We start from the raw sequence: 21,104 nt of genomic DNA on the forward strand, positions 1-21,104 counted from the left end.
CTACAGGAAGCCTGCAGGCCGCCAGACGCGCGGCCAGTCTGGTCGCTCCTGCGCCGTTGTGGTAAAGCGGTGAAGCGCTCTGGAATTCGGACTCGTCCGATGGGCAAGTTTTGCACATATCCACAAAATTGCCCGCTTTCATCATCGATCCATCAGGGGCCCCCACCATGCGCATCGCGATTCTCCAGCGCGACGCTGACCATCGCCAGCAACTCGAGCGCGTGCTGACGCAATGCGGTCACGCCTGCGTTGCGTCCGGCGACGCACTCCTGCTTGCCAGGACGCTGGCCACGTCGACGGTCGATATGGTCGTGCTCGACTGGCAGGGCTCCCAAATCGCCGGCGCGGAACTGCTGAGGACCTTGCGGGCCGTGAACGGCAGCCAGATTCCGGTGCTGTTCGTCTCGGAGGACGCCTCCGACCAGAGCGTCGTGCGAGCGTTTTCTATCGGCGCGGACGACTACGTGTGCCTGCCGGTCTGTCCTTCGGTGCTGCGCGCGCGCGTGAACGCGCTTCTGCGCCGCGCATTTCCCGACCGGTACGAGAACCTGACGTTCGACGCCGGACCTTATCACTTCGACACGGGGCATCAGGCTGTCAGCGTGCACGGCAAGCCCGTGCTGCTCTCGACCACGCAGTACCGGCTGGCTGCGCTGTTCTTCTCGAATATCGGGCGCGTGCTCTCGCGCGATCACATTTACGCGATGGTGTGGGGGCGCGAGTTGCAGACCTTGACGCGCACGATCGACAGCCACGTGTCGCGACTGCGTCTGTTGCTGGAGATCGACACGCCGAACGGTTTTCGGCTGCAGCCGGTCTACAAGAGCGGCTACCGGCTGTTGTGCCTGCAGGACCAAAATGAAGCGCTCGCCGTCGAAGGCGCGGAACTCGAGTCGGCCTGAGGCGAAGCGCTGCGATTCTTCTGGAATTCGATAAAAAAACGGCGGCACGCCTGGCGTGCCGCCGTCTTTTTTGTCCGATGCGTCGTGCGCCGCGCGCGCCAACCTCAGCGCGCGAGGCCGAGTCCTTGTAGCACGGCGTTGCCTTCCGACGTGAGGCGGATGCGCGGGTCACCGGCATCGTCCTGCACCTGCTCGACGAGGCCGGCTTCCTTGAGCATCGGAATCTCCGGTTTGGCGTGTGCGTCGATCGGCGCATGCAGCAGCAACAGGAGCGTCGCGAGCTCGTGGTGGCTCAGCAACCGGCGCAACAAGGTGCGGCGAGCGGGCTTCGCGCCGGGCGTGGCCTCGCTGTCGACCTGACCTGTCGGCTGGATTTGCGGGTCTTGCTGTTTCACGAAACCTCCTGCAGCGTTCGTTTCTTCTGGGTGGAAGCGATGATGCGGACGAAGACTTAAGCGATTCTTAAAACGCCCGGCGAAAATGTGTCATCGCGCTACACGGTGCGCAGCGATGTAAAAAAGCCGTAATAGAAAGCGCAAGAAAGGCGCGGCGAAGCGCCGGGCAGCCGCGGCCCGGCAAAAACGGCCCGTCACATGTTCAAGGCGCGCAGGTTTTGCTCGCACCCTCGATCCACAGGTTCGAGGCGTGGCGTTTGCCGGCGTAATAGCGGTAGGTCGTCGCGCCGTTGTCGGTGCGCACCTTGATGACATTCGAGTCGGCGAACTCCAGCATCTGACCTTGCGGCAGCGGCGAGGTGGTGAAGCTGGCGCCATGACGCGAGGCTTCGACGGTCAGGCACGAGATCACGTCCTGGACCGACCGGTTGGTTGTGGAATCGATGACCGGCTGACCGGCGTCCGGATTGCTCTGAAACCACGCGCACGCGCCGAGCGTGAGCGAAAGGGCAAGGGGCACGGCGAGCTTTTTCATATTTCCCGGGTATCCAACAAAATAGTCGATCATTATATCGGGAGCATGTGCCGTGCCACGGCGCGGGCGCAAAATGCCGCAAAACTGTCACGCGCTGGGCATCGGTGTTGCGACAGTGCGACGTGCGTGCGAAGCCCTACATACTGGCGCGCAAGAACCCACGGAGCGAGATAGACTATTTAAGGGGTGCCGTCTGGAAATCTGACGTGACGTCAGGAGAATACGCATGAACCGCCCATCGGTACGCTTTCCTGTTCGCGCCGCTGGCGCTGGCTCACTCTTCAGGTGGGTCAAGTGGGGATTCGTCGTCGCGTTTCTGGCTGCCCTCGTCATCATCGCGCGCATCGTTCAGATCGAAATCGACACGTCGCGCCTGCAGGCGCGCTACCTTTCCGAACTTACGCGCGACATCGGCTTTACGGTGGAGAACGGGCCGAGCCACAACATTCGCTTTCCGACCGCGAACGGGCCGTACGACGTGCGGCTCGGTTATGCGCAACTGCCCACCTTCGAGAACCGGCTTGCGGAACGCGGTTTCGCGATCGCCGCGCAGGCGCGCGATTCAGATCGCATGATCGCCGTGGCCGACGAAGGGCTTTTCCTGCCGTTCGAAGAAAAGGATCAGGCCGGGATCGTGCTGCGCGACGCTTCCGGTGCGACGCTCTTCCATACGCGTTATCCGCAGCGCGCGTACGAAAATTTCGACGCGGTGCCGGCCGTGGTGCGCGACTCGCTGCTGTTCATCGAGGACAAATACCTGCTGGCCCAAGACCAGCCGAACCGCAACCCGGCCATCGACTGGGGGCGCTTTAGCCGGGCGCTCGTCGACCAGGGTGCGCGCCTCGTGAACCAGCATCAGCAAACGCCCGGCGGCAGCACGCTCGCCACCCAAATCGAGAAGTTCCGGCACTCGACCGGCGGCCGCACCTCCACGCCGCCGGAGAAGCTGCGCCAGATCGCGTCCGCTTCGCTGCGCGCCTATCTGGACGGCCCGCAGACCATGCCCGCGCGCCAGCAGATTCTCGTGCGCTACCTGAATTCGGTGCCGCTCTCCGCCAAGCCGGGCGTGGGCGAAGTCAACGGTCTGGGCGACGGCCTCGCCGCCTGGTATGGGCGCGACTTCCGCGACGTCAATCGCGTCCTGCGCGCGCCGCTGACGCCCGAGACGCTCGACGCGCAGGCGCTGGCGTTCCGCCAGGTCCTCTCGCTGCTGATCGCCCAGCGCGCGCCCTCCTACTTCCTGCAAAAGAACAACGACGCGCTCGCGAAGCTGACCGACAGCTATATCCGCCTGCTCGGCGCCGGCGGCGTGATCACGCCGGCGCTGCGCGACGCCGCGCTCGCCACGCAACTCACGCTCGACCGCTCGAAGCCGTCGCAGCGCGTGCCGGTTTCCTTCGTGGAGCGCAAGGCGGTGCTGACGCTGCGCACCCAGCTCATGCAGGCGCTCGGGCTGAAGACGCTTTACGACCTCGACCGCCTCGATCTGACCGCCACGGCCACGCTCATCGACAGCGTGCAGCAGGCCGTGAGCGACCGCCTTGCCGACGCCGCCACGAAGGACGGCGCGCGCCAGGCGGGTCTGGTCGGCTTCGAGATGCTGCGCCCCTCCGACGATCCTTCGAAGATCGCGTACAGCTTCACGCTGTTCGAGCGCAGCAGCGGCGAGAACCTCGTGCGCGTGCAAACAGACAGCGTGAACCAGCCGTTCGACATCAATTCGGGCGCGCGCCTGAATCTGGGGTCGACGGCGAAGCTGCGCACGCTCGTGACGTATCTGCAGATCGTGAGCGCGCTGCACGCGCGCTACGCGGCCGACGATGCGAAGTCGCTGCGCGCGATGCTGCCGCAAGTCGATCCGAGCGACGCGCTCACGCGCTGGGCGATCGACTATCTCTCGAAAACCTCCGACCGCTCGCTGCATTCCATGCTGGAAGCGGCCGTCGAGCGCAAGTACTCAGCCAGCCCGGGCGAGACGTTCTACACCGGCGGCGGCGCGCAGAGCTTCAACAATTTCGAGTCGAGCGACAACGCGCAGATTCTGACCGTGCACCGCGCGTTCCAGCATTCCGTGAATCTGGTGTTCGTGCGGCTCATGCGCGACATCGTCCACTACGAGATGATCCAGACTTCGGGGCCGCCCGCGCAATGGCTCGACGATCCTGTTGTGCGCACGCGCTTTCTCACGCAGTTTGCCGATGGTGAGAGCCAGGTCTACATGAAGCGCTTCTACACGCGCTACGCGGGAAAGAACAACGATGAAGCGCTGGCGATCTTGCTGCAACACACGCGCAAGGGCCCGGCGCGCATTGCGACCGTGCTGCGCAGCGTGAAACCCGACGGCAAACTGCCGTGGTTCGATGCACAGATGCGCGCGCAACTAAAGAACACTAAGTTCCAGTGGCTCGACGACGAAGACCTCGCGCACTACTACGACAAGTACGCCATCGACAAATTCAACCTCAACGACCGCGGCTATATTGCGGGCATTCATCCGCTTGAACTGTGGCTGCTGAATTACATGCGCGTGCACCCGGATGCAACGCTCGCGCAGGTTCAGCAGGAGAGCCGCGACACGCGCCTTTACACCTACAGCTGGCTCTTCAAGACGAAGTATCACGCGACCCAGAACCGACGCATTCGCCACATGATCGAGTTGCGCGCGTATGACGCGATCGGCAAGTCCTGGCGCGCGGTCGGTTATCCGTTCGACGGCATCACGCCTTCTTATGGCGCGGCGATCGGTGCGTCGGGCGACCGGCCCGCGGCGCTCGCGCAGCTCATCGGCTTGATTTCGAGCAATGGCGAAAAGCTGCCGACGCACAGTTTCGAGTCGCTCGACTTCGCGCGCGGCACGCCGTACGAGACGCACTTCGTGCACGCGTCCGCGCAGCCGCAAGCGTTGATTTCGCCGGAAATTTCGCAGGTGGTGCGCGAGCTGCTGACGTCGGTGGTGGAGGGCGGCACGGCCAAGCGCCTTGCCGACGGCATGACGCTCCCCGACGGCAAGACGCTGCCCGTGTATGGCAAGACCGGAACCGGCGACCAGCGCTTCAACGTGTACGCGCCGGGCGCGCGGCTCATCGAATCGCGCAAGGTGAACCGGAGCGCGACCTTCGTGTTCGTGATCGGCAACCGCTTCTACGGCACGCTCACGGCATGGGTGCATGAGCCGTACGCGGCGCGCTATACGTTCACGAGTGCGCTGTCCGTGCAATTGCTGAAGTCGCTTGCGCCGGTGTTGCAGCCGCTGCTGGAATCCAGGTCCGCGACGGACCGAGATGAGAAACCCGATCCTGTCCACGCCGCGCAGCAGATGACGCTCATCGACCCGCAATCGGGCGAAATGCGCCGTGTGGTGTGGAACGGCAAGGCGCTCGAATTCGACGACGCGCACTGATTCAGGTTATTCGGAATCCAAATCAAAACGCGAGGCTGGTGTGGATGCACCAGCCTCGCGTTCTTCTTGATGCGCTCAATCGCCGCTTCAATAGCCGCCAGGCGGCGGAGGCGGCGACCCCGGTGGGGGCGGCGGCAGATAGCGCGGTTGCGGCGCCGTCTGGAACTGCTGCTGCGGCGCCTGGAACGGCTGGGGCTGCGACATCGTCATGTTGCCGGGCGCGGGTATGCGGTTGCCGGTGGCGTACATGCATTGCAGATAAGCGTAGTCGTAACGGCGCTGCACGTCCCACGCGGAACCCTGTGCGTTGCCCATGCCGACAGCGCTGCCCGCAAGCAGGCCCGCGCCCGCGCCGATGGCAGCGCCTTGGCCGCCGCCAAAAGCGGCGCCCGCGGCCGCGCCGAGCGCCGTACCGACCACCGCGCTGCCCACGCCGGCGCCGGTTGCTGCCTGGTTGGATGTGACGCCGCCTACCTGCTGGAAGGCGAACTGGCGGCAATTCGCGTCGTCGGCGCGAAACTGATCGAAGGTCTTGCCCGTGCCGGGCAGTGCCATCACGCTCGGCCCCGTGGGCGTCACGGCGCATGCGCTAAGCAGCCCCGCAGTGGCGAGTAGCGCGAGATACGTGTATTTCATGTGCGGCTCGATATATTCAAGGTGTTCAGTTCGACGGCGCCGGCTGGGCGGGAACCGCGCGCCAGCCCGACGAACACTGCTTTACATACGGATAGTAGGTTTTCGATTCGTCGCAGTAGTACCAGGTATCGGCGTTCGCCTGCTGGTCGCCCGCTGCATCGCCAGGCGCGGCGTTGACGGGGCCCTGCTGCTGGTCCATGACGGGGGCGCCGGCCTGGCCCTGCTCGATGTAATCGGGCGCCTGCGGCGGCGGCGCGACGATGACGGCCGGCGGCGGCGCGTAGTAGTAGGGCGCGGGCGCGACCGGGTAGTAATAGGGTACGCCGGCGCCGAAATACACGCCGACATGCGCCGCCTGTGCAACGCCGCACACCCCGAGAAGCGCGGCCGCAGCGGCCCCGAGAAACAGTTTCGACCTTCTCACACACGATCTCCAGAAACGGGCAGGCCGGAGCACCGCGCGCGCCAGCCAATCATCGAACGCTATGACATTGCCGAAACCAATGCAATTACGCGAGTTGCAACAATTTTTCCAGTTGTTACAAAAGGGACAGGGCCGGCGGTGCGCAAAGGAGCGGCTCGACCCCGCTGCGCTCTGCGCGCGCGTGGCGGAGGAAGCGGCGGTCTGATCGCCGGCCAGGGCGCCGGCTAGCGCGCGGCGCGTTCGCGCTCGAGCCGGCGCACGGCTTCGCCCACGTCCTGGCTGAACTGCGCGAGCGCGGCGAGTTGGAGGTTGGGCGGCTGCAGCGCAGACCAGAGTGCGTCCACGAGGCGCTCGGCCGTGGCGTCGATGTCCGTGCGGCGGTTGGCGAGCGTCGCGTCCCACAGCACATGCTCCATGGGCCCGAATACCAACGAGCGCAGCAGCCGCAGCGGCAGGTCGTTGCGGATCTGTCCGCTTTCCTGGCCGCGCGCGAGCACGCGCATGAGCGGCGCCGTGTAGCGGCGCTGCATTTCCGTGAGCGCATCGCTCAGATCGTGGTGCCGGGTGCGGCCTTCCGAGAGCACCAGTTCGCAGATGCCGGTGCCGCTCTCGAGCATCAACTGCAGATGCATGCGCACGATGAATGCGAACTGCTGGCGCACGGTGCCGTCACGCGGCAGGCCGCCTTCGATCGCGGCGATCGATTCGTCATACCAGTCGCCGATCACGCGCGCGCACAACTCCCGTTTGCCCCGAAAGTAGCTGAACACCGTCGCCTCGGACACACCGAGGCGCTGGGCGATCTCGGCCGTGGTGGCGCGCGCGTACCCTTTTTCCGAGAACACTTCGCGCCCCGCCTGCAGGATCTCGCGCACGCGCTGCTGCGACTTGCGGCCCGCCGGCTGGCGGCGCGACGCGGGCAGGACGGCTTTCCGTGCAACGGCTTCCATATTGAGCTTGATTCAATTTACGTCAGGATGAAATGGATTATCCGCTAAAGAAACGCCGCCGCACAAGGAAATTTCATCTCCATGACAACTTGAGCGTCACTCAGAAATACCTATTGACGTTAACGTAAATCTGGCGTGAAATGGGCGTCCATGGGGCGAAGCTACGCCCGGTTCGAGAATCCCTGGAGACACACATGAGCAACGTACCCGGTTTGCAGTTCCCGCTTGGCGAAGAAGTCGAAATGCTGCGCGACAGCATCGCTGGCTTCGCGGCAAAGGAAATCGCGCCGCGCGCGGGTGAAATCGATCGCACCGACCAGTTCCCGATGGACCTCTGGCGCAAGTTCGGCGACCTGGGCGTGCTCGGCATGACGGTCTCGGAGGAATACGGCGGCGCGAACATGGGCTACACGGCGCACATGGTCGCGATGGAGGAAATCTCGCGCGCGTCCGCATCGGTCGGCCTGTCGTACGGCGCGCATTCGAACCTCTGCGTGAACCAGATCCACCGCAACGGCAGCGAGGCGCAAAAGCGCAAGTACCTGCCGAAGCTCGTTTCCGGCGAGCACATCGGCGCGCTCGCCATGAGCGAGCCCAACGCCGGCTCGGATGTCGTGAGCATGAAGCTGCGCGCCGAAAAGAAGGGCGACCGCTACGTGCTCAACGGCACGAAGATGTGGATCACCAACGGCCCGGATTGCGACACGCTAGTGGTCTACGCGAAAACCGACCCTGAAGCGGGTTCGCGCGGCATTACGGCGTTCATCGTCGAGAAGGGCATGAAGGGCTTTTCGGTTGCGCAGAAGCTCGACAAGCTCGGCATGCGCGGTTCGCACACTGGCGAGCTGGTGTTCCAGGACGTGGAAGTGCCCGAAGAGAATATCCTCGGCCAGCTCAACGGCGGCGTGAAAGTGCTGATGAGCGGCCTCGACTACGAGCGCGCCGTGCTGGCGGGCGGTCCCACCGGCATCATGGCCGCGGTCATGGACGCGGTCGTGCCGTACATCCACGATCGCAAGCAGTTCGGTCAGGCCATCGGCGAATTCCAGCTCATCCAGGGCAAGGTCGCGGACCTCTACACGACGTATCAGGCGTGCCGCGCCTATCTCTACGCGGTGGGCCGCCAGCTCGACACGCTTGGCCGGGACCACGTGCGCCAGGTGCGCAAGGACTGCGCGGGCGTGATTCTCTACACCGCGGAAAAGGCCACGTGGATGGCGGGCGAAGCGATCCAGATCCTCGGCGGCAATGGCTATATCAACGAGTATCCGGTCGGACGTCTCTGGCGCGACGCGAAGCTCTACGAAATCGGCGCGGGCACGAGCGAGATTCGCCGCATGTTGATCGGCCGCGAGCTGTTCGCGGAAACCATGTAATCCTAAGCAACTCACGGTAACGAAGGGAGGACGGGATGCCGGTCATCGAATCGAAGCTCAATCCGCGTTCGGACGACTACAAGGCCAATACCGCGGCACTGGAAGCGCTCGTCGCGGACCTGCGCGAAAAGATTCAGAAGCTAACGCTTGGCGGCGGCGAAGCCGCGCGCGACAAGCACCTCTCGCGCGGCAAGCTGCTGCCGCGCGATCGCATTGCGCAGCTGCTCGATCCGGGCACGCCGTTTCTGGAGCTCTCGCAGCTCGCGGCCTACGGCATGTACAACGACGACGCGCCGGGCGCGGGCATCATCACGGGCATTGGCCGCATTGCGGGGCAGGAATGCGTGATCGTTTGCAATGACGCCACGGTGAAGGGCGGCACGTATTATCCGGTCACGGTGAAGAAGCACGTGCGCGCGCAGGAAATCGCCCAGGAAAACAACCTGCCTTGCGTGTATCTCGTCGATTCGGGCGGCGCGAACCTGCCGAATCAGGACGAGGTGTTTCCGGACCGCGATCACTTCGGCCGCATCTTTTACAATCAGGCGAATCTCTCTGCACAGGGTATTCCGCAGATCGCAGTGGTGATGGGCTCGTGCACGGCGGGCGGCGCGTATGTGCCGGCCATGAGCGACGAGTCGATTATCGTCAAGAACCAGGGCACGATTTTCCTCGGCGGCCCGCCGCTCGTGAAAGCGGCGACGGGCGAGGAAGTGAGCGCCGAGGACCTGGGCGGCGGCGACGTTCACACGCGTCTTTCCGGCGTGGTCGACCATCTCGCGCAGAACGACGCGCATGCGCTGGCCATTGCGCGTTCGATCGTCGGCAATCTGAACCGCACGAAAACGCCGCCCGTGGTGCTGCGCGAGCCGCTGCCGCCGCGCTTCGACGCGAAAAGCCTCTACGGCGTGATTCCCGTGGATACGCGCAAGCCGTTCGACGTGCGCGAGGTGATCGCCCGCATCGTCGACGACTCGGCTTTCGACGAATTCAAGGCGCGCTACGGCACCACGCTCGTGACCGGCTTTGCGCACATCTGGGGCCACCCGGTCGGCATCGTCGCGAACAACGGCATTCTTTTTTCCGAATCGGCGTTGAAGGGCACGCACTTCATCGAGCTGTGTTGTCAGCGCAAGATCCCACTGGTGTTCCTGCAGAACATCACGGGCTTCATGGTGGGTCGCAAGTACGAGAACGAGGGCATTGCGCGTAACGGCGCGAAGATGGTGACGGCTGTGGCCACGGCAAAGGTGCCGAAGTTCACGGTCATCATTGGCGGTTCGTTCGGCGCGGGCAACTACGGCATGTGCGGCCGCGGGTATTCGCCGCGCTTCCTGTGGATGTGGCCGAACGCGCGCATCTCGGTGATGGGCGGCGAGCAGGCTGCATCCGTGCTCGCCACGGTGCGCCGCGACGGTATCGAAGCGAAGGGCGGCACGTGGAGCGCCGAAGAAGAAGATGCGTTCAAGCAGCCGATTCGCGACCAGTACGAACTGCAGGGCCATCCGTATTACGCGAGCGCACGCCTGTGGGACGACGGCGTGATCGACCCGGCGCAAACGCGCGACGTGCTCGGTCTCGGTCTTTCCGCCACGATGAACGCGCCGATCGAAGAGACGCGCTTCGGCGTGTTCCGCATGTGATGCATTGAGGACCAGACAATGCAATACGAAACGCTCATCGTAGAAGTTGCCGGACACGTGGCCACTGTTACGCTCAATCGTCCTGAAGTGCGCAACGCGTTCAACGAAACGATGATTGCGGACGTCACGGCGGCGTTCACCGCGCTCGGTGCGCGCGACGACGTGCGCGCGATCGTGCTCGCCGGCAACGGCAAGGCCTTTTGCGCAGGCGCGGACCTGAACTGGATGCGCAAGATGGCCGGCTACTCCGACGCGGAGAACCGCGCGGACGCCATGCGTCTCGCGCAAATGCTCTCGGCGCTCTACCGCTGCCCGAAGCCGGTCGTCGCACGCGTGCACGGCGACGCCTACGCAGGCGGCATGGGTCTCGTGTGTGCGGCGGACATCGTGGTGGCCGTGGAAACTGCGCACTTCTGCCTTTCCGAAGCGCGCCTCGGCCTCATGCCCGCCACGATTGCGCCTTACGTGATCCGCGCGCTGGGCGAGCAGGCTTCGCGCCGCTACTTCGTGACGGCCGAAGCCTTCGACTGCGCCACCGCGCAGCGGCTCGGCCTCGTGAGCGAAGCCGTGAGCGCCGAAGCGCTCGACGCCACCGTGCAGCGCATCACCGAAACGCTCTGTGCGAACAGCCCGAATGCCGTGCGCGAGTGCAAGGAGCTCGTGCAGGATATCGCCGGCCAGACGATCGACGACACCCTGATCGAAGACACCGCCGTTCGCATCGCGCGTATTCGCGCGAGCGAGGAGGGGCGCGACGGCGTGTCGGCGTTCCTTGAAAAGCGCACGCCGCGCTGGCGCGATCAATAACGCAAGAAGCAGGAAACGAAGCGAGGACAGCACATGTTCAACAAAATCCTGATCGCCAACCGCGGCGAAATTGCGTGCCGGGTTGCGGCGACGTGCAGGCGGCTTGGCGTAAAGAGCGTGGCCGTGTACTCGGACGCCGACGCAAACGCCAAGCACGTCGCGGGCTGCGACGAAGCCGTGCATATCGGCGAAGCGGCCGCGGCGCAAAGCTATTTGCGCTACGAGCGCATCATCGACGCCGCGCGCGCCACGGGTGCGCAAGCCATTCACCCCGGCTACGGTTTTCTTTCGGAGAACGAAGACTTCGCTCGCGCGTGCGAGGCGGCCGGCATCGTCTTCATCGGGCCGCCGGTCGATGCGATCGCCGCCATGGGCTCGAAAGCGGCCGCGAAGGCACTGATGCATGCGGCGGCAGTGCCGCTCGTACCTGGCTACCACGGCGACGACCAGGACCCAACGCTCCTGCAGCGCGAAGCCGATGCAATGGGCTACCCCGTGCTGCTCAAGGCGAGCGCGGGCGGCGGCGGCAAGGGCATGCGCGTGGTCGAGCGCAGCGAAGACTTCGCGGCGGCGCTCGCTTCGTGCAAGCGCGAGGCGGCCAGCAGCTTCGGCAATGACCGCGTGCTGATCGAGAAGTACCTCTCGCGGCCGCGTCACGTCGAAGTTCAGGTGTTCGCCGACAAGCATGGCGGCGCGGTCTACCTTTTCGACCGCGACTGCTCAGTGCAGCGCCGCCACCAGAAAGTGCTCGAAGAGGCGCCCGCGCCGGGTCTCGAAGACGGCGTTCGCCGCGCCATGGGCGAGGCGGCCGTAGCCGCTGCGCGCGCCGTGAATTACGAGGGCGCGGGCACCGTCGAATTCATCATGACGGGGACCGACTTCTACTTCATGGAGATGAACACGCGCCTGCAGGTCGAGCACCCCGTGACGGAGATGATCACGGGCCTCGATCTCGTCGAATGGCAGTTGCGCGTGGCGGCGGGCGAGCCGCTGCCGCTCGGGCAGTCGCAGCTGTCGATCACCGGCCATGCGCTCGAGGCGCGCATTTACGCGGAAAATCCGGCGCGCGGCTTCCTGCCCTCCACGGGCACGCTCAAGCATCTGCGCATGCCCCAGGGCGTCGAGTTCCGGCTCGGCCACGCGGGCCAGCGCGCGAGCGTGCGCATCGACAGCGGCGTGCGCGAAGGCGACACCATCACGCCGTTCTACGATCCGATGATCGCGAAGCTGATCGTGCACGGCGCCACCCGCGAGGACGCGCTTGCACGTATGAAACGCGCGCTCGAAGCGTGCGAGGTGGTGGGGCCGCATACGAACGTCGAATTTCTGCAGCGGCTCGTGATCTGTGAGCCATTCGCAAGCGCCGATCTCGACACGGGCCTGATCGAGCGTAACCACGACGCATTGTTCTCGCCGCAGCAGAAGCCGGTTCGCGAAGCGCTCGCGCTCGCGTGTGCGGCGCTGCTGGGCCGGGAGGGCGGCGCGGAGCACGGTGCGTCGCCGTGGCATGCGCTTTCGCATTGGCGACTGAATAGCGGCTTTGCACAGACGCTCTCCTGGCGCGATGTCGAAAGCGATACCGCGTTCACGGTGGCGCACACGCATGACGGTGGTGACGAAACCCTGGCCTATGCGGGGCACGAGGCCCGCTACACATGGTGGTGCGGCGAGGGCAAGGACGAATACGGCGCGACCATCGGCGACAAGCGCGTGAGGGGCCGCGTATTCATCGACGGCGACGTGTTTCATGTGTTTTGCCTCGGCACGGCGATGGCGTTCGAGTGGCAGAACCTGCTCGCGCATGCGGCCGACGCGGAGCACGGCGAGGGCCGTCTGACTGCGCCCATGCCGGGCAAGGTGATCGCCGTGCTGGTCGAGCCGGGTGCCGTGGTCGAGAAGGGCGCACCGCTCATCGTCATGGAGGCGATGAAGATGGAGCACACCATCGGTGCGCCTGCGGCTGGTAAGGTCACCGAAGTCTTGTATGGCGTAGGCGACCAGGTGGCCGACGGCGCGCAACTGCTCGTGCTCGAAGCGGCTTGAGGCCGCTTGAGGCCGCTTGAGGCCGCTCAAAGCGGTTTGAAGTACAGGGCCAATCGGTTCCTTCCGGCTTCCCTGTAGCCGGAGAACGACGTGAGCGTTTTGCCCATGGGGCGCTCTGCAATAGCGGAGCGCCTTTTTTTTCGCGCTTGCGGTTGGGAACCGCTCAGTGTTCCTTGGCATGCGCCGCGAGCAGTTCCCGATGTCGCGCTTCGGTGGCGTCGTCGGCGGGGAACATGCATTCGAGGCGCAATTCCTGGGCGGCGATGTTTTGCGGCGTTCCCACGCTCGTCACCATCGAGAAATAGCGAAGCACGCTGCCGTCGTGGATGAAACTCAGCGGAATGACCGGCATGGTGGGCGTACCGGCCGATCCATGACGCGCTTTCCAGTCGCCTGGCACGCCGGGGTACGCAAGCAACTCGTCGAGCAGCGTGCGCGTTTCTTCGTCGATCACGCGGCCGACCGCTTCGCGATACACGCGTTGCAGCAAGCTGCGCGAAACGTTCTCCCAGTCCGCGAGGAATGGGCGCATGCCCTGAGGATCGAACATCAAACGCAGCAAGTTGCGCGGGCTTGGGTGCGCGGCCATGTCGATGAAGTGGCCGAAGAAGCGCGGCGCGGCGTCGTTGGTCATCAGCACGTTCCAGTGCCGGTCCATGACGATGGCCGGAAACGGATCGTGCTGGCGAATGACCCGCTCGAGCGCGCGCACGACGTGCTCCATTTCCTGCGCGTTCCAGGGCGCTTCCGAATACACGGGCGCGTAGCCGGCGGCGAGTAGCAGGGCATTGCGCTCGCGCAGGGGCACGTCCAGCGTCTGCGCAAGGGTCAGCAGCGTGTCACGGCCCGGCACGCTGCGCCCGCTTTCAATAAAGCTGATTTGCCGCTGGGAAATCCCGGCGTCCAGCGACAAATCGAGCTGACTCACGCCACGCGCATCCCGCCAATAACGCAGCAGGGTGCCAAGTTCGCTTTGTGGTGCGTTTGTGTCGGGGCGCGTGGGATTCATCGGTTCTCCGAGATTGGCTGCGGACTCGATCATGTGTTGAGGATAGGCACAGATGCGCGGCTCGCCAATTACATGGCATGTAATCGCTCCGGGACGCAGGCGGTGCCGTCTTGCGCCTGCCGCGGGCGTTGCCTTTACTCGCGCGCACTTCGCGCAAAAACAGTGCGATGATTGAGCTTGGCTTTTCGGCAGACCTTCCCGGCCGAACCTGGAAATGTCGCCGAGCTGATTCGCCACAGCAGGATCAGGGGTCGGATTGCGAATCCCGCATTCTTCGCCATGGCCGTACCGCCCCTCTACCAGACAGGTGAGGTCATCATGCTTGGTGTTCGTAAAGCTGTGTTCCCGGTGGCGGGAATCGATACGAGCTTTCTGCCGGCAACGAAGGCGAGCCCAAAGGAAATGCTGCCGGTCATCGACAAACCGCTCATTCAATATGCCGTCGAAGAAGCCATCGGCGCAGGCATTACCGAACTGATCTTCGTAACGGGCCGCGGAAAGCGCGTCATTGAAGATCATTTCGACAGGTCTTACGAGGTCGAGCATGTGCTGAGGGCGCGCGGCAGGCAGAATCTCGTCGAGCTCGTGCAGAGCATCAAGCCGGCCAATGTGGAGTGCGTCTATGTCCGGCAAGCCGAACCGCTCGGTCTCGGGCACGCCGTGCTTTGCGCGGAAAAGCTGATTGGCGACGAGCCATTTGCGGTCGTGCTCGCCGACGATCTGCTCGACGGCAAGCCCCCCGTTCTCGCGCAAATGGTCCATATCTTCAGCCATTACGATTCCTCGGTTCTCGCCGTGGAAGAATTCGAATCGTGCGAGTCGACGAGCTATGGCGTGATCGACGGCCGGCATTGGGACGAGCGCGTGATCAGCGTGAGCCGCATCATTGAAAAGCCGACGCCCGAACTGGCGCCGTCGAGCTTCGGTGTGGCCGGGCGTTACGTGCTCATGCCGAGCATCTTCCATCATTTGCGCTCGCTGAAACCCGATGCAAACGGCGAGATCGAGCTCACACCCGCCATTCACTCGATGCGTGAAGAGGAGCAGGTGCTGGCCTATGAGTTCGTTGGCAAGCGCTACGACTGCGGCACCAAGCTCGGCTACGTTCAGGCGACGGTCGACTTCGCCCTGCGGCATGCGGAATTGCAGGAAACCTTCGACGCGTGGCTGCGCGAGCGCATTGGCGTGGCGCAACTGGCCGCGTGGTCAGCGGGCTCGATGCTGAGCCAACCGGCGCCGGTCGCGCCCGGGCTCGCACATTGAAGCCATGCCGTTTGCGTAGGAGAATTGAGCAATACCCGCGTACGCGCCGCCCCGACGACCGGGCGGGGATCTGACGATGCCGCCCTTTTTCAAGGCGATTCGAAGAAAGGATTGGTAAGAAACGGTGCAAGGTTCCGCGCGCCGCACTGCTTTAAAATCGCGGCATGAACCCCAGCGTCCTCATTGTCGACGACGATCCCGTCGTACGCGATCTGCTGAGCCGCTTCCTGCGCTCGCATAACTTCGATACGGCCGTGCTGCACGACGGCGTCCACCTCCAGCGCCGCCTCGAGCGCGAACGTCCGTCCATTGTGGTGCTGGACATCATGATGCCGGAGACCGACGGCCTCGAGGCCATTGCCGCCTTGCGCGCGGCCGGCGACGACATCCCCGTCATTTTCGTCACCGCGCGCGGAGCCGTGAGCGACCGCATTCGCGGGCTCTCGCTGGGGGCGGACGACTATTTGCCCAAGCCCTTCGATCCGCACGAACTGCTCGTGCGCATCCAGAACATCTTGCGGCGGCGCGGCCCGTCCACCGCCAGCGCACCCGAGGCACGCCGGCGCTATCGGTTCGGCGACTTCGAACTCGACTTCACGATGCGAACGCTCTCCAGCGGCGACACGCAAATCCCGCTGCGGGAAAGCGAATTCGCATTACTGAAGGTATTCGCCACGCATCCCTACAAGATCCTTACGCGCACGCTGATCCACGATATCGTGCATCGCGACGAGCGCGAGTTCCACGAACGCAGCCTCGACGTGCCGATCTGGCGCCTGCGCCGCGTGATCGAGGCCGATCCGTCGAACCCGCGCCATATCCAGACCGTGCGCGGCAAGGGATATGTATTCGTGCCGGATCCGGCAAGTTATTCGGAGGCGCACGGCGCAGCAATTCAGTGAGAAGTCCGTTGAATACGCTGTTCGGGCGCATGGCATTGCTCTCGGCAGCGGTTTTGCTTTCCATGCAGCTCGGCTGGTTTTTGCTGCTTGCCCGCCAGCCGCCACGCCATGAAGTCGATGGCTTCGCGCGTGGCGTCCTGCTCGCCCTGCGCGTGGCGAGCGAAGAGAACGTCGGCGGCGGCACGCTGCCGCCCCCGGTGCATCTCGGCGGCTCGCTCGAGCCAGCGAAGGACCGCGACCTGAGCGACGTATTGCGCGTGCACCGCGTGCCGGTTTGGAACGTGCCCAAGGACACTCACCTGCACGAACCGACGCGCAGGCCGCTGGTCGACTTGACGCGTCATCTGCGCGAACAATTGCCGCCCGGCACGCAATTCGCGGTGGATGACGGGCGCCCGCCCCAACTGTGGGTGCGCTTTCCGGGCAGCACGAGCTGGGTCGTCGTACCGGTCGATATTCCGCCGCCGCCGCGCTTTCTTATCGAAGGGATTTCGATGCTGCTGGCGGCGCTCACGCTGTCGTTCCTCGCTGCCTGGCAGATCCAGAAGCCGCTCGCGAGCCTCGCCCAGGCGGCGCGGCGCTTCGGCACCGGCGAGCGCATTGCGCCGCTCGAAGGCAAGGGGCCGCGCGAACTGCGCGACGTGAGCGCGTCGTTCAACGACATGATGCGTTGCGTGAACGAGGCCGAAGACGACCGCGTGGTGATGCTGAGCGGCATCGCGCATGATCTGAAGACGCCGCTCACGCGGCTCAAGCTGCGCGCGACCCTGATGGTCGAGGAGGCGGAGCGCAACGGCATGCTGCGCGACGTCGATTCGCTCACCCACATCGTCCAGCAGTTTCTGGAGTTCGCACAACAGTCGCCCGACGCGGGCAGGCTATTGAGCGTCGATGGCTTTCTGCAAAGCCAGTTGGGCAATGCTGACGAAATCGAAGGCGGTAACGGGCCGCTGTTCGTGCTCGATTTGCGCGCCGGTCCCCGATTCAAGCTGCCCCAGGTCTCGCTGGACCGGCTCGTCACGAATCTCGTCGATAACGCGCTCGAGTATGGCGCGCCGCCGGTCGGAATCTCGACGGCGATCGAAGACGGGGCGTTCCTGATACGCATACGCGATCACGGCGCCGGCATCGAGCCGGAGCGTATTCCCGCTGCCATGAGGCCGTTCGTTCGCCTGAATGCGGCGCGTGGCGGCGAAGGCCACTGCGGTCTCGGGCTCGCCATCGTCGCGCGGCTCACGCGCGACAGCGGCGGCCAATGCGACGTCGAAAATCACCCCGATGGCGGCCTGCTCGTGCGGCTAAGCTTTCCCGTCACTCACGGCTGATACGGCATCAAAAAAAGAAACGCCGAGCCCTCGCGGGTCGGCGCGCAAACGTGCCAACGCTTAAAAACGCGGGCGCTTGTGGACGTCGCGTTCAGGCCGCTCGACTGTGCGTTACTGCGCAGCGCTCTTCGCTTGCGCGAGGCTGCACGAATGGTCGAGCAGGCCTTCGGCCGTGCCGGTGCCGCCATCGACATCGAGCCCGCTGTTCACGATGAGCCAGCCGCTGCGCTTCGCATCGGGACCGGCGCCCGTCACGAGTATCGTCTGCACGGCCATGGTCTGTTTCGGGCCGAGATCGCGCTCGACCACGCGAAACGGATTGCTGTTGTCCGAGAGGCTCGTCACTCGCGTGACGCGGTAGCGCGAGCCGTCGAGCGTGGTCCAGCGCCACGTGCCCGGCGCGATGTCGGCATACGGCGCGAGCGCTTTGGTGATGTCGGGGCGCATGCAATCGACGTGGATATGCAGTTGATTCTGCGTGCGGCGCTCCGAGGAATTGATCTCGAGGCCCAGCTGATTGCCTGCGAGCGGCATGCCGAGCTTCGCCTCCACGAAGCGTCCCGCGCCCCATGCGCCGACCCAGTACTCGGGCGCGCCGCCGTAGAGAATTTCGGGGCTCTCGATGCCGCCCACGCGGTCGGTGGGGATCACGAGATACTGCGCGCGTCCTGCGATGTCCTTGAGCACGGCATAGCGCTTCTGGAAATCGACGGTGGTGCAGGGGCCGGGCTGGCCCTTGTCGCGCATGTTCGGCACGCACTGCCCGCCGACGACTTTCCAGAGACCGTTGGAATCGACCGCGGAGAGGCGCACGCAGGCGCCGGTGGCGGCGAGTGCAACGACTGTCGCCGTGGCGACGGCGAGCCGGGACATCCGCATGAAAGGGGCAAGGCGCAAGGATCGCATCGGCACGAAGTGTCTGGGTTCATTCGATCAAACGCGCCGCCTTGCGAAGCCTGCTCGCGTCGCGGCGCGACGCAGCGCGCAGTGTAGCGCAATGCCCGTGACACTCGCTTGTGTGCGGTGGCGCGGCTTATTTGCGGCGCGGATGAAACGTGACCGGTTGCGCGTTCGAGGCGTCCGTTGCCGCAGGCGCCGCTCCACACGTGCCGCAGGTGCCGCAGCCGTCGCCGCAATCGCCGGTTGCGCCTTTGGGCTGCACGAAGCGCCCGAGGCGCTGCGCAAATGCATTACGTTGCGGGCGCAACAGTGCGGCGGCCATGGCGGCCTGGACGCGCGTGGCCGCTTTCGGCGCGAGCTTGCGCAGCGTATAGACGAAGCTCGCGGCCACGAGCAGCGCGATTACTGCATATTGCGCGACGAGTCCGGCGTTCATAGGAAGTGCCTCGCGATCTGATACGTGACGAACGAGGCCGCATAGGCCACGACGAACATGTAGCCGAAAGAAACCACGACGGCGCGCCACGAGCGCGTTTCGCGGCGAATCACGGCGAGCGTGGACATGCACTGCGGTGCGAAGGCGAACCACACCATCAACGAGAGGGCGCTGGCGAGCGAGAAGTTCTGCGCGAGCGTGTGGCCGAGCGCGGCGGTATCCGCGTCGCCGCCCGCTACCGAGTACACCGTGGCGAGCGCCGCCACCGCCGTTTCGCGCGCGGCGAATGCGGGGATCAGCGAAAGGCTCATTTGCCAGTTGAAACCGAGCGGCTCGAACGGCCATTGCAGCGCGCGGCCGAGATAGCCGGCGATGGAGTAATCGATGGCGGGCAGCGTCGCACCGGCGGGCGGCGAGGGGAACGTGGAGATGAACCACATCAGCACCGTGAGCGCGAGGATGATGCCCGTGAGGCGCTTGAGGAAGATCGCGCCGCGCTCCAACAGGCCGATGGCGACGTCGCGTACGCGCGGCAGCCGGTACGAGGGCAGTTCCATGAGCAGCGCGTGTTCGCGGTGGTCGCGGCGCAGCTTCTTCATGACCCAGCCCACCGCCATCGCGCCGACGATGCCGGCGGCGTAGAGCGCGAACAGCACGAGGCCCTGCAGGTTGAACACGCCGAAGATCATGCGGTGCGGAATGAACGCGCCGATCAGCAGCGCATAAACAGGCAAGCGCGCCGAGCAGGTCATGAGCGGCGCGACGAGCATCGTGGCGAGCCTGTCGCGAGGGTCGGAGATGCTGCGCGTGCCCATCACGCCGGGAATCGCGCACGCGAAGCTAGACAGCAGCGGAATGAACGAGCGCCCGGTGAGCCCCACGGCCACCATCATGCGGTCGAGCAGGAAGGCCGCGCGCGGCAGATAGCCGGACTCCTCCAGCACGAGGATAAAGAAGAACAGCACCAGAATCTCGGGCAGAAAGCCGAGCACGGTGCCGACGCCGCCGAACAGCGCGTCCGTCACGAGGCTGCGCAGCGGGCCGTCGGGCAGCGCCGCGCCGGCGGCCGCGCCGAGCCAGGTGAAGCCGTCGCCGATGGCGTCGGTGAGCGGCTTGCCGAGCGAATACACGGCCTGGAACACGAGGAACATCACGAACGCGAGGATCAGCGGGCCGAGCACGGGGTGCAGCGCGAGCCGGTCGATGGCGTCGTCGCGCGCGTCGGTGGCGCGCGGCATCGTCACGGCGCTCGCGAGGATCGCGCGCACCGTGCCGTGCAGGTCGTCGTTCGCGGCTGCAGCTCCTGCTGGCGTCTGTGGCTCTTCAGCCGTCGTGCGGTCGATCAGCTCGATGAGCGCTTGCGCGCCGCCGCGCCGCACGGCCACGGTTTCGACGACGGGCATGCCGAGCTGGCGTGCAAGCTCGCCCACGTTCACTTCGACGCCGCGGCGCTTCGCGGCGTCCATCATGTTCAGCGCGAGCACCATCGGACGCCCCATGCGCTGCACTTCGAGCACGAAACGCAGATGCAGGCGCAGATTCGTCGCGTCGGCCACGCAGACGATCAGATCCGGCGCGGCCTCGCCCGGATAGCGGCCGAGCAGCACATCGTGCGTCACGCGCTCGTCCGGGCTCGTTGAGTCGAGGCTGTAAGCGCCCGGCAGGTCGAGCAGTTGCACCTTGCGGCCCGAGGGCGTGGCAAAGCGCCCTTCCTTGCGCTCGACCGTCACGCCCGCGTAATTGGCGACCTTCTGGCGCGCGCCCGTCAGCAGATTGAAGAGCGCGGTCTTGCCGCAATTGGGATTGCCGACGAGCGCCACGCGCAGCGGCGCAACAGGGGCCAGGCTCATTGCGCGGGCTCCCCGTTCGTCGTCACGCTCACGCGCTGCGCTTCCGCGCGGCGCAATGCAAAGCGGGTCGAGCCGATCTGCACGAGCAGCGGGTCCGCGCCCCACGGTGCGCGCGCAACCACGCGCACGGGCTCGCCCGCAACGAAGCCGAGGTCGCGCAGACGCTGCGCGATCGGGTCGGTGGCATGGATATCCTCGACACGCTCCACGAGGGCGGTCGCTCCTTTGGACAGATCGGTTAGACGCATGATGGGGGCCTTGCTTACAACGAATGAGAACCGTTCTCATTATAGCGGCAGCGCCGTCGT

The 21,104-nt window shown here is 65.1% G+C and carries 19 protein-coding genes; 9 read left to right on the top strand and 10 right to left on the bottom strand.

What is annotated here, in order from left to right; genetic code table 11:
• The first annotated feature begins 167 nt into the window (after window positions 1–167).
• The gene (locus M3I53_RS15060) at window positions 168–902 is read left to right on the top strand and encodes a response regulator transcription factor (RefSeq protein WP_254316707.1); all 735 of its coding nucleotides are present in this window, start codon (window positions 168–170) and stop codon (window positions 900–902) included.
• Window positions 903–1,006: 104 nt separating this feature from the next.
• On the opposite strand, the gene M3I53_RS15065 is transcribed toward M3I53_RS15060, so the two are convergent.
• Together M3I53_RS15065 and M3I53_RS15070 are read right to left on the bottom strand one after the other, a co-directional pair.
• On the bottom strand, window positions 1,007–1,276 hold the full coding sequence (locus M3I53_RS15065; RefSeq protein ID WP_254316828.1) for a hypothetical protein: 270 nt from the start codon (window positions 1,274–1,276) through the stop codon (window positions 1,007–1,009).
• Window positions 1,277–1,499: 223 nt separating this feature from the next.
• A complete protein-coding gene (locus M3I53_RS15070; RefSeq protein WP_254316709.1) occupies window positions 1,500–1,832 on the bottom strand; it encodes a hypothetical protein in 333 nt (110 codons plus the stop codon).
• 226 nt (window positions 1,833–2,058) lie between these two features.
• On the opposite strand from M3I53_RS15070, the gene M3I53_RS15075 reads away from it, so the two are divergent.
• Window positions 2,059–5,232, top strand: a complete 3,174-nt coding sequence (locus M3I53_RS15075; RefSeq protein WP_254316710.1) for a transglycosylase domain-containing protein — start codon at window positions 2,059–2,061, stop codon at window positions 5,230–5,232.
• Window positions 5,233–5,319: 87 nt separating this feature from the next.
• Here the strand turns inward: M3I53_RS15075 and M3I53_RS15080 are convergent, their stop codons facing one another.
• From M3I53_RS15080 to M3I53_RS15090, 3 genes are all read right to left on the bottom strand, one after another.
• Window positions 5,320–5,868: a glycine zipper family protein gene (locus tag M3I53_RS15080; RefSeq protein WP_254316711.1), complete on the bottom strand. Its 549-nt coding sequence runs from the start codon at window positions 5,866–5,868 to the stop codon at window positions 5,320–5,322.
• 25 nt (window positions 5,869–5,893) lie between these two features.
• Entirely contained in the window at window positions 5,894–6,292 is a 399-nt protein-coding gene (locus M3I53_RS15085) for a hypothetical protein (protein WP_254316713.1), read from the bottom strand.
• Between the two features lie 224 nt (window positions 6,293–6,516).
• A complete protein-coding gene (locus M3I53_RS15090) occupies window positions 6,517–7,242 on the bottom strand; it encodes a TetR/AcrR family transcriptional regulator (RefSeq protein ID WP_254316714.1) in 726 nt (241 codons plus the stop codon).
• Between the two features lie 194 nt (window positions 7,243–7,436).
• Here M3I53_RS15090 and M3I53_RS15095 point away from each other — a divergent pair, with 194 nt between their 5' ends.
• The 4 genes from M3I53_RS15095 to M3I53_RS15110 are packed head-to-tail and all read left to right on the top strand — an operon-like array spanning window position 7,437 to window position 13,111.
• Window positions 7,437–8,618 carry an isovaleryl-CoA dehydrogenase gene (locus M3I53_RS15095; RefSeq protein WP_254316715.1) on the top strand — a complete coding sequence of 394 codons (1,182 nt, stop codon included), beginning with the start codon at window positions 7,437–7,439 and terminating at the stop codon, window positions 8,616–8,618.
• A 35-nt stretch (window positions 8,619–8,653) separates the two neighbouring features.
• Window positions 8,654–10,261 carry a carboxyl transferase domain-containing protein gene (locus M3I53_RS15100; RefSeq protein WP_254316717.1) on the top strand — a complete coding sequence of 536 codons (1,608 nt, stop codon included), beginning with the start codon at window positions 8,654–8,656 and terminating at the stop codon, window positions 10,259–10,261.
• Between the two features lie 18 nt (window positions 10,262–10,279).
• Entirely contained in the window at window positions 10,280–11,068 is a 789-nt protein-coding gene (locus M3I53_RS15105; protein WP_254316718.1) for an enoyl-CoA hydratase/isomerase family protein, read from the top strand.
• A gap of 33 nt (window positions 11,069–11,101) precedes the next feature.
• Complete coding sequence (locus M3I53_RS15110; RefSeq protein ID WP_254316721.1) at window positions 11,102–13,111, top strand: acetyl/propionyl/methylcrotonyl-CoA carboxylase subunit alpha; 2,010 nt, start codon at window positions 11,102–11,104, stop codon at window positions 13,109–13,111.
• A 163-nt stretch (window positions 13,112–13,274) separates the two neighbouring features.
• On the opposite strand, the gene M3I53_RS15115 is transcribed toward M3I53_RS15110, so the two are convergent.
• On the bottom strand, window positions 13,275–14,120 hold the full coding sequence (locus tag M3I53_RS15115; protein WP_254316722.1) for a helix-turn-helix domain-containing protein: 846 nt from the start codon (window positions 14,118–14,120) through the stop codon (window positions 13,275–13,277).
• 318 nt (window positions 14,121–14,438) lie between these two features.
• Between M3I53_RS15115 and galU the strand changes: the two genes are divergently transcribed.
• From galU to M3I53_RS15130, 3 genes are all read left to right on the top strand, one after another.
• Window positions 14,439–15,383: a UTP--glucose-1-phosphate uridylyltransferase GalU gene (galU, locus tag M3I53_RS15120; RefSeq protein WP_254316829.1), complete on the top strand. Its 945-nt coding sequence runs from the start codon at window positions 14,439–14,441 to the stop codon at window positions 15,381–15,383.
• Between the two features lie 164 nt (window positions 15,384–15,547).
• A complete protein-coding gene (locus M3I53_RS15125) occupies window positions 15,548–16,285 on the top strand; it encodes a response regulator (RefSeq protein WP_254316724.1) in 738 nt (245 codons plus the stop codon).
• Window positions 16,282–17,610 carry an ATP-binding protein gene (locus M3I53_RS15130; RefSeq protein ID WP_254316725.1) on the top strand — a complete coding sequence of 443 codons (1,329 nt, stop codon included), beginning with the start codon at window positions 16,282–16,284 and terminating at the stop codon, window positions 17,608–17,610. Before M3I53_RS15125 ends, M3I53_RS15130 begins: the two co-directional genes overlap by 4 nt.
• 111 nt (window positions 17,611–17,721) lie before the next feature.
• Here the strand turns inward: M3I53_RS15130 and M3I53_RS15135 are convergent, their stop codons facing one another.
• The 4 genes from M3I53_RS15135 to M3I53_RS15150 all read right to left on the bottom strand — a co-directional run bounded on the left by M3I53_RS15135 (window position 17,722) and on the right by M3I53_RS15150 (window position 21,044).
• On the bottom strand, window positions 17,722–18,489 hold the full coding sequence (locus tag M3I53_RS15135) for a CDP-diacylglycerol diphosphatase (protein ID WP_375542531.1): 768 nt from the start codon (window positions 18,487–18,489) through the stop codon (window positions 17,722–17,724).
• Between the two features lie 154 nt (window positions 18,490–18,643).
• On the bottom strand, window positions 18,644–18,946 hold the full coding sequence (locus M3I53_RS15140) for a DUF6587 family protein (protein ID WP_254316727.1): 303 nt from the start codon (window positions 18,944–18,946) through the stop codon (window positions 18,644–18,646).
• Entirely contained in the window at window positions 18,943–20,796 is a 1,854-nt protein-coding gene (locus tag M3I53_RS15145; RefSeq protein WP_254316728.1) for a ferrous iron transporter B, read from the bottom strand. The genes M3I53_RS15140 and M3I53_RS15145 overlap by 4 nt, the downstream gene beginning before the upstream one ends.
• Complete coding sequence (locus M3I53_RS15150; RefSeq protein WP_254316729.1) at window positions 20,793–21,044, bottom strand: FeoA family protein; 252 nt, start codon at window positions 21,042–21,044, stop codon at window positions 20,793–20,795. Before M3I53_RS15150 ends, M3I53_RS15145 begins: the two co-directional genes overlap by 4 nt.
• Window positions 21,045–21,104 lie beyond the last annotated feature (60 nt).

It is taken from the genome of Paraburkholderia sp. CNPSo 3272, assembly GCF_024206495.1.
GTDB lineage: Bacteria > Pseudomonadota > Gammaproteobacteria > Burkholderiales > Burkholderiaceae > Paraburkholderia.

Excerpts from the sequence above, each read along its gene's own strand:
- M3I53_RS15060 (WP_254316707.1), top strand. The coding sequence starts at position 168 with ATGCGCATCGCGATTCTCCAGCGCGACGCTGACCATCGCCAGCAACTC.
- M3I53_RS15070 (WP_254316709.1), bottom strand. The coding sequence starts at position 1,832 with ATGAAAAAGCTCGCCGTGCCCCTTGCCCTTTCGCTCACGCTCGGCGCG.
- M3I53_RS15075 (WP_254316710.1), top strand. The coding sequence starts at position 2,059 with ATGAACCGCCCATCGGTACGCTTTCCTGTTCGCGCCGCTGGCGCTGGC.
- M3I53_RS15080 (WP_254316711.1), bottom strand. The coding sequence starts at position 5,868 with ATGAAATACACGTATCTCGCGCTACTCGCCACTGCGGGGCTGCTTAGC.
- M3I53_RS15090 (WP_254316714.1), bottom strand. The coding sequence starts at position 7,242 with ATGGAAGCCGTTGCACGGAAAGCCGTCCTGCCCGCGTCGCGCCGCCAG.
- M3I53_RS15095 (WP_254316715.1), top strand. The coding sequence starts at position 7,437 with ATGAGCAACGTACCCGGTTTGCAGTTCCCGCTTGGCGAAGAAGTCGAA.
- M3I53_RS15100 (WP_254316717.1), top strand. The coding sequence starts at position 8,654 with ATGCCGGTCATCGAATCGAAGCTCAATCCGCGTTCGGACGACTACAAG.
- M3I53_RS15105 (WP_254316718.1), top strand. The coding sequence starts at position 10,280 with ATGCAATACGAAACGCTCATCGTAGAAGTTGCCGGACACGTGGCCACT.
- M3I53_RS15110 (WP_254316721.1), top strand. The coding sequence starts at position 11,102 with ATGTTCAACAAAATCCTGATCGCCAACCGCGGCGAAATTGCGTGCCGG.
- M3I53_RS15115 (WP_254316722.1), bottom strand. The coding sequence starts at position 14,120 with ATGAATCCCACGCGCCCCGACACAAACGCACCACAAAGCGAACTTGGC.
- galU (WP_254316829.1), top strand. The coding sequence starts at position 14,439 with ATGCTTGGTGTTCGTAAAGCTGTGTTCCCGGTGGCGGGAATCGATACG.
- M3I53_RS15125 (WP_254316724.1), top strand. The coding sequence starts at position 15,548 with ATGAACCCCAGCGTCCTCATTGTCGACGACGATCCCGTCGTACGCGAT.
- M3I53_RS15135 (WP_375542531.1), bottom strand. The coding sequence starts at position 18,489 with ATGCGGATGTCCCGGCTCGCCGTCGCCACGGCGACAGTCGTTGCACTC.
- M3I53_RS15140 (WP_254316727.1), bottom strand. The coding sequence starts at position 18,946 with ATGAACGCCGGACTCGTCGCGCAATATGCAGTAATCGCGCTGCTCGTG.
- M3I53_RS15145 (WP_254316728.1), bottom strand. The coding sequence starts at position 20,796 with ATGAGCCTGGCCCCTGTTGCGCCGCTGCGCGTGGCGCTCGTCGGCAAT.
- M3I53_RS15150 (WP_254316729.1), bottom strand. The coding sequence starts at position 21,044 with ATGCGTCTAACCGATCTGTCCAAAGGAGCGACCGCCCTCGTGGAGCGT.